Annotated in this window: 13 protein-coding genes; 9 read left to right on the plus strand and 4 right to left on the minus strand. The window is 70.2% G+C overall.

All coding sequences use genetic code 11. The features are described 5' to 3' along the window. The first annotated feature begins 17 nt into the window (after positions 1–17). A complete protein-coding gene (locus CFB45_RS23515; protein WP_174971555.1) occupies positions 18–992 on the plus strand; it encodes a LysR family transcriptional regulator in 975 nt (324 codons plus the stop codon). A 61-nt stretch (positions 993–1,053) separates the two neighbouring features. On the opposite strand, the gene CFB45_RS23520 is transcribed toward CFB45_RS23515, so the two are convergent. Continuing rightward, positions 1,054–2,430: an acyl-CoA dehydrogenase family protein gene (locus CFB45_RS23520; RefSeq protein WP_089427617.1), complete on the minus strand. Its 1,377-nt coding sequence runs from the start codon at positions 2,428–2,430 to the stop codon at positions 1,054–1,056. A gap of 306 nt (positions 2,431–2,736) precedes the next feature. On the opposite strand from CFB45_RS23520, the gene CFB45_RS23525 reads away from it, so the two are divergent. The 8 genes from CFB45_RS23525 to CFB45_RS23560 all read left to right on the plus strand — a co-directional run bounded on the left by CFB45_RS23525 (position 2,737) and on the right by CFB45_RS23560 (position 10,857). Continuing rightward, positions 2,737–3,822, plus strand: coding sequence for an LLM class flavin-dependent oxidoreductase (locus CFB45_RS23525; protein WP_089427618.1), 1,086 nt, complete (start codon positions 2,737–2,739; stop codon positions 3,820–3,822). A 33-nt stretch (positions 3,823–3,855) separates the two neighbouring features. Beyond that, the gene (locus CFB45_RS23530) at positions 3,856–4,695 is read left to right on the plus strand and encodes a class II aldolase/adducin family protein (protein ID WP_089427619.1); all 840 of its coding nucleotides are present in this window, start codon (positions 3,856–3,858) and stop codon (positions 4,693–4,695) included. Positions 4,696–4,727: 32 nt separating this feature from the next. Continuing rightward, the gene (locus CFB45_RS23535; RefSeq protein WP_089427620.1) at positions 4,728–5,768 is read left to right on the plus strand and encodes an ABC transporter substrate-binding protein; all 1,041 of its coding nucleotides are present in this window, start codon (positions 4,728–4,730) and stop codon (positions 5,766–5,768) included. Between the two features lie 4 nt (positions 5,769–5,772). Then, a complete protein-coding gene (locus CFB45_RS23540) occupies positions 5,773–6,867 on the plus strand; it encodes an ABC transporter permease (RefSeq protein WP_089427621.1) in 1,095 nt (364 codons plus the stop codon). Then, positions 6,861–7,676: an ABC transporter ATP-binding protein gene (locus CFB45_RS23545; RefSeq protein ID WP_089427622.1), complete on the plus strand. Its 816-nt coding sequence runs from the start codon at positions 6,861–6,863 to the stop codon at positions 7,674–7,676. The genes CFB45_RS23540 and CFB45_RS23545 overlap by 7 nt, the downstream gene beginning before the upstream one ends. 50 nt (positions 7,677–7,726) lie before the next feature. Further along, a complete protein-coding gene (locus CFB45_RS23550; protein ID WP_089427623.1) occupies positions 7,727–8,911 on the plus strand; it encodes a c-type cytochrome in 1,185 nt (394 codons plus the stop codon). 37 nt (positions 8,912–8,948) lie between these two features. After that, on the plus strand, positions 8,949–9,902 hold the full coding sequence (locus CFB45_RS23555) for an ABC transporter substrate-binding protein (RefSeq protein ID WP_089427624.1): 954 nt from the start codon (positions 8,949–8,951) through the stop codon (positions 9,900–9,902). Positions 9,903–9,990: 88 nt separating this feature from the next. Further along, positions 9,991–10,857: an MOSC domain-containing protein gene (locus CFB45_RS23560; protein WP_089427625.1), complete on the plus strand. Its 867-nt coding sequence runs from the start codon at positions 9,991–9,993 to the stop codon at positions 10,855–10,857. 83 nt (positions 10,858–10,940) lie between these two features. Here the strand turns inward: CFB45_RS23560 and CFB45_RS23565 are convergent, their stop codons facing one another. The 3 genes from CFB45_RS23565 to CFB45_RS23575 all read right to left on the minus strand — a co-directional run bounded on the left by CFB45_RS23565 (position 10,941) and on the right by CFB45_RS23575 (position 14,585). After that, positions 10,941–12,359, minus strand: coding sequence for a sensor histidine kinase (locus CFB45_RS23565; RefSeq protein WP_089427626.1), 1,419 nt, complete (start codon positions 12,357–12,359; stop codon positions 10,941–10,943). Positions 12,360–12,540: 181 nt separating this feature from the next. Beyond that, the gene (locus CFB45_RS23570; protein WP_089427627.1) at positions 12,541–13,221 is read right to left on the minus strand and encodes a response regulator; all 681 of its coding nucleotides are present in this window, start codon (positions 13,219–13,221) and stop codon (positions 12,541–12,543) included. A 125-nt stretch (positions 13,222–13,346) separates the two neighbouring features. Next, positions 13,347–14,585: a multidrug effflux MFS transporter gene (locus CFB45_RS23575; RefSeq protein WP_089427628.1), complete on the minus strand. Its 1,239-nt coding sequence runs from the start codon at positions 14,583–14,585 to the stop codon at positions 13,347–13,349. Between the last annotated feature and the right edge of the window lie 58 nt (positions 14,586–14,643).

Below are 14,643 nucleotides of genomic sequence, written 5' to 3' on the forward strand. Positions count from 1 at the left end.
CGGCTGACTCCTCGAATATGATGCCGAATATGATGGATCGTCATGATGCACCCGAAAGACCATGCAGAACAAACATGAAAATTAGCGATATCGACGCTTTTGCAGCGGTCGTCCGCTGCCAGACCCTGAGCCAGGCCGCGGCCGAGCTCGGGATGACGCAGCCCGCGATCACGCGGCGCGTCCAGAATCTCGAGGAAGCGCTCGGCGTGATCCTGCTCGATCGCAACACCAAGCCGCCGCGCCCGACCGACATCGGCCGACGGGTGTTCGAGCAGTGTCGCGCGATCCTGCGTGAAGTCGATGCGCTGCGCGAGCTGACGGCCGGCGAGCAGCCGCCTGCCGGCGAATTCCGGATCGGGCTCACGCAGGGCCTCGGCGAGCTGATGCTGCCCGCGCTGATCGCCGAACTCGCCGCGCAGTGGCCCGCGCTCGCGACGCAGGTCACGACCGCCTGGGGCGGCATGCTCGTCGAGCGCGTCGCCCGGCGTGAACTCGATGCGGCGCTCGTGTTCCTCGCGCGCGAAATGGTGCTGCCGGCGCAGGTCGAAGGCGAACGGCTGCTGGCCACGCGGCTCGTCGCGGTCGGCCGCAAGGGCGACTGGCCGCGCCGCAGCTACCGGCTCGCCGATTGCCACGCGCGCGGCTGGGTGCTCAATCCGGACGGCTGCGGTTTTCGTGCGGGCTTGCGGCGCGCGCTCGACGCGCAGGGCCTGCCGATGCCGGTCACGCTCGACACCTACGGCCGCGACCTGCAGCTGCAGAGCGTCGCGAACGGCTTCGGCATCGGGCTGATGCCGCTGCCGCTCGTCGAAGGCAGCCCGCTGCGCGATGCGCTCGACATCGTGCCGCTCGCCGATTTCAAGCCGCAGATCGATCTGTGGCTGCTGCGCCGGCACGATGCGGCCCGCTTCGACGCGCCGCTCGCCGCCGTTGCCGCGCATGCGCGCACCGCGTTCGCGTTGCCGGAGCAGGCGCACGGCAAGGCTGCCTGACCGGATCGGGCGGCGAAGGCGTCGCGCCGCCCGATTGGCGCCCGCGCCCGCCCGGCTCCCATCACGCATCGTTGCGGCCGCGTTCGGTCTCGTTGACCGACGCCCCGCTCGTCTCCGTTTCGCCTTTCGTTTCGCCCTTCGCTGCGCGCTTCGTCTCACTCCGGCTCGCCGCTTCGAGCGCCGCACGCCCCGCTGCCACTGCGATCGCATCGTCCTGCGGCGTATGCACGCGGCTGCACAGCACGTCGCGATAGTGGCGTTCGAGCGGATTGGCGCGGCTCAGCCCGTGATTGCCCGACAGCTTCAATGCCTGCTCGACCACGCGGATCGCGTGCTCGGTCACGGTTCGCTTGACGAGGCCGCTCGTCGTGACCGCCGGTGCCGTACCCGCATCGGTGCGCGCGATGTGATCGTCGAGCAGCACACGGTTCGCATGCAGCCAGCCCTCGATTTCGCCGACCGCTTCCTGCACGCGCGGCAGCGTCGCCAGCGGCGCGCCCAGCCCGCTCGGCGCACGCGTCGTCGCGAACCCGACCAGCCAGTCGCGCGACGCACGCGCCACCGCGTCGTACAGGCTGCCGAGCAACGCGACCATCCACGCCTGCTGGTCGGCCTGCGCATCGGCATCCGCATGGGTCGCCGCCGACACGGCCCATGCGTCCGGTGCGCGTACGTCGACCGCGTAATCGGCCGGCAGCCGCACGTCGTCGAACACGACCTCATGGCTGCCTGACGCACGCAGGCCGAGGTGATTCCAGCTTTCGATCACGCGGATGCGATCGCCGTCCGCATCGCGGTCACGCGGCACCAGAAACACGCCGACCCGCGGCACCGGCTCGTCGGTGCGCGCCCACACGGCCAGCCAGCGCAGCGCCGGAATCCCGGTGCTGTACAGCTTGTGGCCGGACAATCGCCAGCCGTCGCCGTCGCGCCGTGCAATGGTTTCCGGCAGGCCGCCGCGCGACGGCGAACCGAGCGCGGGCTCGACGCGCAGCGCGTTGATCAATGCCCCTTCGGTGACCGCGCTGTCGAATACCGCCCGCCGGACCTGCGCCGGCCAGCGGTTGTCGGCGCGGCCGAGCGCGCGATGCTGCAGGTAGGTCATCGTCAGCACCAGCGCGGTCGCCGGGTCGGCGCTCGCGACGGCAGCCACGATCCGGCTCGCCTGCGCGAGCGTCGCACCGGCGCCGCCATGCTCGCGCGGCACGACCTGCGCGATCAGCCCCGCGCGATGCAGCCGCGCGAAGTTCTCGTGCGGAAAGCGGCCGTCAGCGTCGTTGCGGGCCGCGTCGGCGGCCAGCTCCGGCGCGAGGCGGTCGAGCAGCGCGGCGACGCGGGCGCCGTCGGCGTCGGCGTCGGCGTCGGCATCGTCGGTGGACAGCAGGCGCAGCGAACGCGGCTGCGGCGCTGGCGAGGAAGCGGCAAGGCTGGCGGACATCGAGACGGATTCCCTGGGCAATACGCAAAGTAATACGGACCGGCGGCAATAGCGGCAATCGATCGCCACGCGGCGCGGTTTCTGATGAAGCCGGCGATCCGGAACGCGCGGCGCCGGATGCGCTGGCGCCCGCGCGCCCGATCTTTCGTGAGCCCACAGCGTATGCGCAGCGCGCCCCCGCCCAAACCATGCAAATCTGATATTCAATTCGGGATTGATTATTTCCGTTTCGCATGATCCCGGCGTTAACCTGCGCTCCATTCCTGCCCGGCCGTGCGCCGGGACGTCCCTGCACCGGAGACCCAGATGAGCGTCGAATTCATCGGCATGATCCAGAGCCAGAAGCAGTCGGAAATCCATCCGCCGTCCGGCCCCGTCGTCGATCCCGATTACGTGCGCGATTTTGCGCGCGCCCACGAGACGGCCGGCTTCGACCGGATTCTCGTGCCGCACCACTCGACCGGCCCGTCGGCGACGCTGACGATCGCGTTCGCCGCGGCCGCGACCGAGCGCATTCACTTCATGCTCGCGCATCGCCCGGGTTTCACCGCGCCGACGCTCGCCGCGCGGCAGATCGCGACGCTCGACCAGTTCAGCCGCGGCCGGCTCGCCGTGCACTTCATTTCCGGCGGCTCGGACAGCGAACAACAGCGCGACGGCGATTTCCTCGATCACGACGCGCGCTATGCGCGCACCGACGAATACCTCGGCATCCTCCGACGAATCTGGACCGAAGCGCAGCCGTTCGATCACGACGGTGCGCACTACCGATTCAAGCAGGGCTTTTCAGAAGTGAAGCCGTTCCAGCAGCCGCATGTGCCGATCTATTTCGGCGGCGCATCGGAAGCGGCGCTCGAAGTGGCCGGCAAGCACGCGGACGTCTACGCGCTGTGGGGCGAATCGCTCGACCAGGTGCGCGACCTGACCACACGCGTGCGCGCCGAAGCCGCGAAGCACGGCCGCCAGGTGCGCTTCTCCGTGTCGTTCCGCCCGATCCTCGCCGCGACCGAGGACGAAGCATGGGCGCGCGCGCATCGCATCCTCGACGAAACGCGCCGGCTGCGCGAAGCGGCCGGCCTCGGCGCCGGCGGCCCGCAGCAGAGCGAAGGCGCGCGCCGCCTGCTCGCCGCGGCCGAACGCGGCTCGCGCGTCGACAAGCGGCTGTGGACCGAGATCGCGAAGCTCACCGGCGCACGCTCGAATTCGACGGCGCTCGTCGGCACGCCCGAACAGGTCGCCGACGCCCTGCTCGACTACTACGACCTCGGCGTCACGACGTTCCTGATCCGCGGCTTCGATCCGCTGGAAGACGCGATCGACTACGGCCGCGAACTGATTCCGCGCGTGCGCAGCGCCGTCGCCGCCCGCGACGCGGCACGCCGCGCAGCCTGAGCCCAACGAAGCCTATTGGAGCCATCCGCCATCATGTCCGCCGTCCTTGCCTCGCCCGTCCGCACCGCATCGGGTCTCGAACTCGCCGAAGCGCCGCGCCAGCATTTCTGGTTCGATCCGCCGGCACCGCGCATCGACGTCGCCGCCGAGCGCCGTCACCGCCAGGAACGGCTCGCGGGCGCATTCCGCCTGTTCGCCCGCTTCGGCTTCGCGCAGGGGCTCGCCGGCCACATCACCGCACGCGACCCCGAGCTGCCCGACCACTTCTGGGTGAATCCGCTCGGCGTGCATTTCTCGCAGATCAAGGTGTCCGACCTGCTGCTCGTCAACGCACGCGGCGAAACCGCGATCGGCACGCGGCCGCTGAACAAGGCCGCGTTCGCGATCCATGCGGCGATCCACGAAGCGCATCCGCACATCGTCGCCGCCGCGCATACGCACTCGACATACGGCAAGGCGTGGTCGACGCTCGGCCGCCTGCTCGATCCGCTCACGCAGGATGCCTGCGTGTTCTACGAAGACCACGCGCTGTTCGACGACTTCACGGGGATGGTCGTCGACACGAGCGAAGGCGCGCGGATCGCGGACGTGCTCGCGAAGCCGGACGGCACCACGCACAAGGGCGCGATCCTGAAGAACCACGGGATCCTGAGCGCCGGCCCGACGGTCGAGGCCGCTGCGTGGTGGTACATCGCGCTCGACAACGCCGCGCACACGCAGTTGCTGGCCGAGGCGGCCGGCACGCCGCAGCCGATCGATCGCGCGACCGCGCGCCACACGCACGGCCAGATCGGCGGCCCCGAGGGTGCGCTGCATGCATTCGACAGCCTGTTCGCGCGCGTCGTCGCCGAAGAACCCGACCTGCTCGACTGAGCAACATTCCGCACGACCGGAGACCAGCCCTCATGACCCGAACCACCGCACCCGCACCCGTGCCCGACGACGCGCACGACGACAAGCGCCGCAAGCTGCTGCGCGCCGCCGGCGCCGTCGCGCTCACCGCGCCCGCGATCACGCTGGGCCGCAAGGCCTGGTCCGCGCCGCCGCTGAAGAAGCTCACGTTCGCGTGGAACCAGAACGCGTTCTGCCTGACGCCGATCGTCGTCGCGCAGGAGCGCGGCTTCTTCGAGAAGAACGGCCTGAAGGTCGATCTGATCAACTACAGCGGCTCGACCGATCAGTTGCTCGAATCGATCGCGACCGGCAAGGCCGATGCGGCGGTCGGGATGATTCACCGCTGGCTGAAGCCGCTCGAAGCCGGTTTCGACGTGAAGATCATCGGCAGCTCGCACGGCGGCTGCGTGCGGCTCGTCGGCGCGAAGGCGGCCGGCGTGACGACGCTGCAGGCGCTGAAGGGCAAGACGGTCGGCGTCAGCGACCTGGCTGCGCCCGGCAAGCATTTCTTCTCGATCCTGCTCGCGAAGAACGGGATCGATCCCGAACGCGACATCACGTGGCGGCAGTATCCGGCCGACCTGCTCGGCGTGGCGGTCGACAAGGGCGAGATCCACGCGATCGCCGACGGCGACCCGAATCTCTATCTGCTCGAGAAGCGCAGCAACGGCGCATACACCGAGCTGGCGACGAATCTGTCCGGCGAATACGCGCGCAAGGTGTGCTGCGTGATCGGCGCGCGCGGTGACCTCGTGCGCAACGACCGTCCGTCGGCCGCCGCGCTCGCGCGCTCGATCGTGCAGGCCACCGAATTCACGCACGACAACCCGAACGAAGCCGCGAAGGTGTTCGCGAAGTATTCGCCGAAGATCAACCCCGAGGACTTGCGCAAGCTCTACGCGACGCTCACCTACAATCACCACCCGACCAACGTCGACCTGCAGCAGGAAATCGCGTTCTACGCGGACGACTTCCGCCGCATCAGCGTGCTGAAGAAGAGCACCGACCCGCAGCGCTTCGCGCAGCAGGTCTATGCGAACGTGCTGGGGTGACGCGATGTCGACGATCGAACACGCTGCTCCCGCACGCTCCGCTTCAGGCGCTTCCGGCGCCAGTACCACCGCATCGTCGGCACGTGTCGCCTGCACGGCCTGCGAAGCGACGCTGGCCGCCGAAGCCCGTCGCTCGCGTACCTGGCCGACCGGCATCGCCGCCGCGCTCGCATGGGGCGTGCTCGGCGCCCTCACGCGACTGTGGCCGAACCGCGTCGTCGGTTTCAGCGACTGGGCGTACACCGACGAATTCGCCGTCGGCGCGTGGACGATCGCCGCGCTGTTGCTCGCCGCCGCGACGCTCGGCCATCTCGTCCCCGCGACACGCAAGCGGCTCGCGCGCGTGCGCCCGGCCGGCCCGTGGCTCGTCGCGCTGCCGCTCGTGCTCGCCGCGTGGGAAATCGTCACAGCTAAAACCGGCTGGCTGCCGACGCCGTTCTTCGCGCCGCCGCAGGCGCTGATCGAGGTCTACGTCGACGACTGGCCACGCCTGCTGGGTAGCGCCGGCAACACGCTGAAGCTGCTCGCGCTCGGCTTTGCGTATGGCGTCGCGGTCGGTTTCGCGGTCGGCGTGTCGATCGGCTGGTCGCGCCGGATCGGCTACTGGGTGCATCCGGTGTTGCGCGTGCTCGGCCCCGTGCCGGCCACCGCGCTGCTGCCGCTCACGTTCTACTTCTTCCCGTCGAGCTATTCCGCGGCCGCGTTCCTGATCGCGCTCGCAACCGGCTTCCCGGTCGCCGTGCTCACGTGGTCGGGCGTCGCGAGCGTCAACAAGCAGTATTACGACGTCGCGCGCACGCTCGGCGCGAACGCGCGCTTCCTCGTGCTGCGCGTCGCGATTCCGGCCGCGCTGCCGCACGTGTTCGTCGGCATCTTCATGGGGCTGAGCGCGTCGTTTACGGTGCTGGTCGTCGCCGAGATGATGGGCGTCAAGTCAGGGCTCGGCTGGTACCTGAGCTGGGCGCAGGGCTGGGCATCGTACGTGAACATGTATGCGGCGCTGATCGTGATGGCGCTGCTGTTTTCCGGGCTGATCGCGCTGCTGTTCGCGGTGCGCGACCGCGTGCTCGCCTGGCAGAAAGGAACCGTCAAATGGTGAGCGCCGCCGTACTCGAATCGTCCGTTGCCGCTGCGCCCGCCGTCACGGCGGCGCGCGGCGCGCGCATCGACATCCGCCGCGTGAGCCATGCGTTCGACGCCCCCGGCGGCGCGCTGCCGGTGCTCGACGACGTCACGCTGTCGGTCGCGGCCGGTGAATTCGTCGCGCTGCTCGGCCCGAGCGGTTGCGGAAAATCGACGCTGCTGCGCCTCGTCGCGGGCCTCGACGCCGCGCGGCAAGGCACGATCGCGCAGGACGGCGTGCCGATCGAGCAACCCGATCCGTCGCGCATCGTCGTGTTCCAGGATCCGACGCTGTACCCGTGGCGGCGCGTGCGCGCGAACGTCGCGCTCGGCCTCGAGGCGCGCGGCGTGGCACGCACCGCGCAGCATCGCGTCGACGATGCGCTCGCGCGCGTCGGGCTGCAGGAATTCGCGAACGTGTTCCCGCATCAGTTGTCCGGCGGGATGGCGCAGCGGGTCGCGCTGGCCCGTGCACTCGTCAACGATCCGCACCTGCTGATTCTCGACGAGCCGCTCGGCAAGCTCGATTCCCTGACGCGGCTGACGATGCAGGCCGAGCTCACCGCGCTGTGGCAACGCGACGGCTTCTCCGCGCTGCTCGTCACGCACGATGTCGAGGAAGCGCTGTTCCTCGCGCAGCGCGTGATCGTGTTCGGGCCACGCCCCGCGCGGATCGTCGCCGAGTTGCACGTCGACCTGCCCTATCCGCGCCATCGCGGCGACCCGCGCCTCGCCGAACTGCGTCACGACGCGCTGCGGCATCTCGGGCTCGATGCGAGCTGGTAGATGCGCGGTACCGTTCGACGAAGGGCCGCCGCGCGGCGCGGCCGTAGCCGATGAACGCGCCGACGTTCGCCGACTGGGCGCTCCTGTTTCTGCAAGGGCTGTATCGCGCGCAAATCGCGCTGGCGCGCGTGCTGCATGCGATCGGGCTGACGGGCGACGCCGATGGTCAAGCCGCGTGGCCATGGGCCCATCGCATCGCGCTCGAAACGCTGCGCATCGACGCGGGACTCACGCGGCAGCTTGCGTTCGCCGTGGCGGCGACGGCGCTGGCGGTCGTGCTCGCGGGCATCGCGCTGGCGTCGCGCAAGTGGCGTGTCGTATCGGCAGTCGCCGCGCTGGCCGTTGCGTGGTTCGCGCCGTGGCCGCCGTCGTCGCTGTGGCTCTCGCCTGCCGTACCGACGAGTTTCCAGCGCGATCCCGCGCCGTTTTCCGTATCGAACGTGATGCACGGCGCGCATCTGTATGCGCAGCATTGCGCGGCGTGCCACGGCGCGGACGGACGCGGCGAAGGGCCGCTCGCGGCCACGCTCCCGCACTGGCCGCCGACCTTCGCCGGCGCGCTGCTCGCCCGACGTCTCGACGGCGAGCTGTTCTGGCGCGTGCGCCACGGCACGCGCGACGAACACGGCGCGTCGACGATGCCCGGCTTCGCCGCGACGCTCGGCCCCCAGGACACCTGGGCCGTGCTCGACTACCTGAAAGCGCTCGCCGCGGGCAGCGGCGCGCAGGCGGAAGGCGCGTGGCCCGTGCCCGTTCCGCTGCCGGCGCTCGACGTGCGCTGCGGCGCCGCTGCACCCCAGCCGCTCGAGCGCTGGCGCGACGGCCAGCGCGTGCGCATCGTCGCGCTCGCGCCGGGCGCGACGCCGCCGCCGGAAGACGCGCGCTGGCAAACCTTGCTCGTCACGGCACGCGGCGCGCCCGTGGCGCAGGCAACCGGCGCCGCACGGGCCGATTGCGTCGCGTCGACGCCCGATGCGTGGCACGCATTCGCGACGATCGCCGGCGTGGCGCCCGATGCGCTCGGTGGCACGCAGCTCCTCGCCGATCGGCGCGGCTGGCTGCGGGCGCGCGCGTTGCCGGGCAGCGCCGGCTGGTCGGATGCCGACCTGCTGTGCCGCTCGGACGCCACCGCACGACCGGCCGTGCCGGCAGCGACCGGCGATCCGCTGACTGCGCTGCTGCTGCGCGTCGACACGGAGCCCGTACGCGATGTGCAGGCCGGGCTTCCGCATTGATTGAAACTTTGAACCTCTCTTCCGACCGAGCTTCACGATGAATCCAACCCGACGCCATTTCCTCGCACAAGCGAGCGCCCTCGCCACGATCGCCGCAGCCCCGGCCGCCCTGCGCGCGCAATCGGGTACGCGGCCGCTGCTGCGTGCCGGCGACCAGAAAGGCGGGCTACGCGCGCTGCTCGAAGCGGCCGGCGAACTGAATGGCCTGGCGTACGACATCGCGTGGACCGAGTTCCCGGCCGCCGCGCCGCTCGCCGAAGCGCTGAACGCGGCCGCCGTCGACTGTGGCCCGATCGGCGATGCGCCGGTGATCTTCGCGCTCGCGTCGGGCGCACGCATCAAGGTGATCGGCGCGAACCGCTCCGACCCATACGGCACGGCCGTGCTCGTGCAGCCCGATGCGACGCTGAAAGGCGCGGCCGACCTGAAGGGCAAGCGCATCGGCACCACGCGCGGCTCGATCGGCCATTTCGTCACGCTGAAGGCGCTCGATGCGGCCGGCCTGCCGCCCGACACCGTGTCGTTCCGCTTCCTGCCGCCGGCCGACACGATGCTTGCGCTCGCAACCGGTTCGATCGACGCGTGGGCGACCTGGGAGCCCTATACCGCGCTCGCCGAAACGAGCGGCCGCGCGCGCGTGCTCGTCAATGGCCGCGGACTGTGGTCGGGCCTCAGCTACCTCGCGGCGACCGACGCGGCGATCGCGTCGAAGCGCGACGTGCTGCACGATTTCCTGCGGCGCGTCGTCCGCGCGCAGGCCTGGTCGTACCGGCACGTCGACGCGTATTCCGCCGCACTCGCGCGCATCATCGGCATTCCGCCGGCGGCCGCGAAGCTGCAGTTCGAGCGCCGCCACACGCGCTGGCTGCCGATCGACGCGACGGTCGTCGCGGAGCAACAACGCACGGCCGACTTCTACCTGAAAGCCGGACTGCTGCGCCAGCCGCTCGACGTGCGCACGACGTTCGATCCGGGCTTCCCGCTCGCCTGACCGGCCGCGCGACGGCGCGCAGCCGCCCGAACGGCTTCGGCATGATCTGGCACAATCGCAGTCTCGCCATTCGCCTTCAGCCAGCGTCATGCCAGCCATCGCCGAACTCTTCGTCTACCCGATCAAATCCTGCGCCGGCATCGCGTTGTCGCGCGCGCAACTGCTCGAAACGGGCCTGGCGTACGACCGCCACTGGCTGATCACCGACCCGGCCGGGCAGATGATCACGCAGCGCACGCACCCGCGCCTCGCGCTGATCCGCACCGCGCTCGACAGCGATGCGCTCGTGCTGAACGCGCCGGGCATGCGCGAGATCCGCACGCCGCTCGACGGCGACGTATCGCCCGCCACGCCGAAAATGGCCGCGACCGTATGGCGCGACACCGTCGACGCGATCGACACGGGCACCGAAACGGCCGCGTGGCTCACCGAATTCCTCGGCACGCCCACGAAGCTCGCGCGCTTCGGGCCCGACGCGCGTCGCGGCTGCAACCGCACATGGACCGGCGAGATCGATACGCACACGCAGTTCGCGGACGGTTACCCGCTGCTCGTGATCGGCCAGTCGTCGCTCGACGACCTGAATGCGCGGCTCGCCGCGAAGGGCGCGCCGGCGATCCCGATGAATCGCTTCCGCCCGAATATCGTCGTGTCGGATCTCGACGCGTTCGAAGAGGATTTCGTCGAACATCTCGACACGGAAGGCGCGACGCCCGTGCGGCTGCGCCTCGTGAAGCCGTGCACGCGCTGCCCGATGCCGACGATCGACCAGGCCACCGGCGCGCCCGATCCGGCGTGGCCGCACGAACCGACCGACACGATGCAGACCTATCGCGCGAACCCGAACTTCAACGGCGAGCTGACGTTCGGCATCAATGCGATCGTCGTCGAAGGCGCGGGTGCGTGGCTCGAAGTCGGCCAGTCGCTGGAAGCGGAGATCGGGTTCGGCGATTGAGCCGGGCAGGCGGAACCGCTCGCCCCTTTCACCGCCGGGAAGCCGCGGCTCACAGCCACCGCTTCCCGCATCGCCGATCGCCATCACGCAGCGCGCGGCGCTGCGTCGTTCGCCGCCGGCAGCCAGATCGTCACGACCAACCCGCCACCGGCCGCATCGGCCAGCGTCACGCTGCCCTGGTGCACGCGCGCGATCTCGCGCACGATCGACAGCCCGAGCCCCGTCCCTTCGACCGTCTGCGTCTTGCTGCCGCGATGGAAGCGCTCGAACACCGCGTCGCGTTCGACCGCCGGAATGCCCGGCCCGTTGTCGATGACGTCGAGCCGCGCGTGCTCGCCGTCGCGCGATACGCGCACCGTGATCACCGCGCGATCGCCCGCATAACGGATCGCGTTGTCGATCAGGTTGCCGATCATCTCGCCGAGCAGGTCGGACTGCCCGTGCACGTCAAGGTCGGCCTCGTGCTCGAAACCGAGATCGATGTCGCGCGCGCGGGCGACCGGCGACCAGTCGAGCGTCACGCTGCGCGCGAGCCGGTGCAGCGCGACCGGCTTGTGCGCGACCGCATGGCCGCTGTCCGAATCGAGCCGTGACAGCGACAGCAGTTGCTGCACGATCTTCGCGGCCTGCCGCACCGCACCGTTCGCACGCCGCAGGTGCCCGTTCGCGCGCGGCTGCTCGTCGGGCCGCAACGCAAGTTCGACGCCCGCCTGCACGGCCGCGAGCGGCGTCTTCAGTTGATGGGCCGCGTCCGCGAAGAAGCGGCGCCGCGCGACCTGCATCCGCTGCGTGCGGCCGATGTACTGGTTGATCGACTCGACGAGCGGCGCGAGTTCGCTCGGCACCGCACCGGTATCGAGCGGCGTCGTATCGTCCTCGCTGCGCGCGGCGACCGTCGCCGACAGCCGGTTCAGCGGCCGCAGCCCGCGCCCGACGCCGAGCCACACGATGCCGAGCGCCAGCACGACGAGCAATCCTTCCTGCAGCAGCGACCCCACCAGGATCTCGCGCGCGAGCGCTTGTCGCGCCTCGATCGTCTCGCCGACCATCACCCACACGATGCGCGACTGCGCGGTCGGCACGTCGTGCACCGGGATGCGCAGCGCGGCCATCCGCAACTGCTCGCCGCGATACACGACGTCGTAGTAACGCGTGACGAACAGCGCGCCGTCGCCCGCGTCGCGCCCTCGCGGCAGCGGCAGGTCCGGGTAGCCGGTGATCGTGTGGCCGTTGTCCTCGCGGATCAGGTAGTAGACCTTGCCGCCGTCGCTCGACTCGAGCATTTCGAGCGCGAGATACGGCAGGTCGACCTCGATCTCGCCGTCGTTGAGCCGCACGCCTTCGCGGATCGACTTCAGCGACGACGACAGCGTGCGGTCGAACGCGACGTGCGCGGCGCTCATCGCGCGCTGGTACGTGAGCCACGAGTCGAGCGCGAGCAGGCCGAGCAGCGGCAGCAGCAACCACAGCGCGACCTGCGCGCGCAGGTTCGGGCGGGTCACTCGGCCCCCCGCCAGGCCGCCCATAGGGACACGGCGGCGCATGCACGGCGCACCGCTCCGCGCCCGCACGGTCGGCCGTGAATGGCGTGCGTGTCGTTGGCGCGCCGTGAGCGTGTCGATCCGGCATGGCGCGTCAACGCGCCCACCCGTTCCGCGCAAAGATCGTGAGCCCGGCGGCGGTTCATTCAGCCGTCTCCGCCTTCGCTTCCAGCAGATAACCGAGCCCGCGCAGCGTGACGATCGCGACTCCTGCGTTCTCGAGCTTCTTGCGCAGCCGGTACACGTAGATCTCGATCGCATCGGCATTGACCGACTCGTCGAGCCCGAAGATCTTCTCCGACAGCGTTTCCTTGTTGATCGCGCGGCCGTTGCGCAGGATCAGCACCTCGAGCACCGAGCGCTCGCGCGGCGTGAGCGACAGCGGCTCCCCCGCGAGCTGGAAGCTGCGGTCGATACTGTCGTACGAAAGCGGCCCGCATTCGACCCGCGAATGCTCGTGGCCGAGGCTGCGGCGGATCAGCGCGCGGGCGCGCGCCTCCAGTTCGGTCAGTTCGAATGGCTTCGCGAGGTAGTCGTCGGCGCCGAGATCGAGCCCCTTCACGCGATCCTCAACCGACCCGTGCGCGGTCAGGATCAGCACCGGGACCGGATTGCGGCGCGCGCGCAGCCGCCGCAGCACTTCCAGCCCGTCGAGCTTCGGCAGCCCGAGATCGAGAATCACCAGCGCGTAATCCTGCGTGCGCAGCACGTGGTCGGCGGCCTCGCCGTCCGCCATGTGGTCGACCGCGAAGCGCGCCGCGCTTAGCGCATCGTTCAGCGACTGGGCGAGGTTCGGATTGTCTTCGACGAGCAGCACACGCATGGGGATTCCGGTAAGGTCAGCGACAGGCCGCTACATTACATGATCCTTTCCATCGCGACGCCTCGCGGAAACACGGGTTGCGCCGTCGGCTCGGGCGCACGTCGGCCGGCCCGGCCGACCGTCGCTCAGCGCTCGGCGGCGGGCCGGTTGCGCGTCGCGAAGCGCGAACTTTCGCCTGCCCGGCGCCGCTCGCGCAGGCCGACCGCCACCGCCAGGAACGCGACGCTCGCACCGGCCGTGACGACGATCATCGGGCGCGCGGTGCCGTCCGACAGCCACGCCAGCACGCCGCCGCACGCGGCGGTGATCGCCATCTGGATAAAGAAGAACAGCCCGGACGCCGTCCCCGCGATCGTCGTGTACGGCTGCATCACCGCGAACTGGCAGGCCGGAATCGCGATCCCGACGGTGATCATCACGAAGAACATCGGGACGACCAGCGCCGCGACCGCCGTCGGCGCGATCACACCGCCGATCCACAACACGGCGGCGCCCGCCAGATTGACGGCCGCCGCCGCCGCGATGACCGAATCGGCCTTCCAGCGGGCGCCGGTCCGCGCGAACACGTTCGAGCCGATCAGGTAGCCGAGCACCGTCAGGCCGAAGATTGCCGCATACACCGGGCCCGATACGCCGCGTTGCCGCTGGAACAACGTCGACGATTCCGCGATGAACGGGTAGTACGTGCAGTACGCGAAACTGATGGCGAGCGAGTAGCGCAGGAACCTGCGCTCGCGCAGCAGGCCCGCGTACGTCCGCAGAAGCCCCGCGCCCGGCGCCGGCCGCGCGTTGCGTTCGCGCGTCTCCGGCAGGTAGCGCAGCACCATCGCCGTTGCGACCAGCCCGCCCGCTGCCAGCAGCCCGAACACGCCGCGCCAGCCGAGCCATTCGGCCACCGCACTGCCGGCCAGCGGCGCAATCACCGGCGACAGCGCCATGCCGGCCGAGATGCGGCCCAGCATCGTGGCCTGCATCGCGGTCGGGAAGCGCTCGCGCACGATCACCCGCCCGATCACCGTTCCGCTGCAGCCGCCCAACGCCTGGAAGATGCGCGCGGCGACGATCGCCGTGACGCTGGTCGACCACGCGCAGGCAACGCTCGCGACCACGTAGAGGCACAGGCCGCCGAGCAGGACAGGACGGCGGCCATAACGGTCGGACAATGGCCCCGACGCCAGCATCGACAGCGCGTAGCCGACCATGTACAGGGTGAGCGTGAGCTGCAACTGGGCATCGGTGCCGTGCAGCGCGTCCGCCATCGCCGGCAGCGACGGCAGGTACGCATCGATCGTGACCCGCGGCAGGCACACGACGAGCATCAACAGGAGCAGCCAGCCCCACTGGGGTAATGAACGCGTTTTCATGCGGTGAGCTCGTCTCCGGTCGGATTGATGGGGTCGACAGCAATCTAAGGTCAAAGTG

It is taken from the genome of Burkholderia sp. HI2500 (assembly GCF_002223055.1).
GTDB lineage: Bacteria > Pseudomonadota > Gammaproteobacteria > Burkholderiales > Burkholderiaceae > Burkholderia.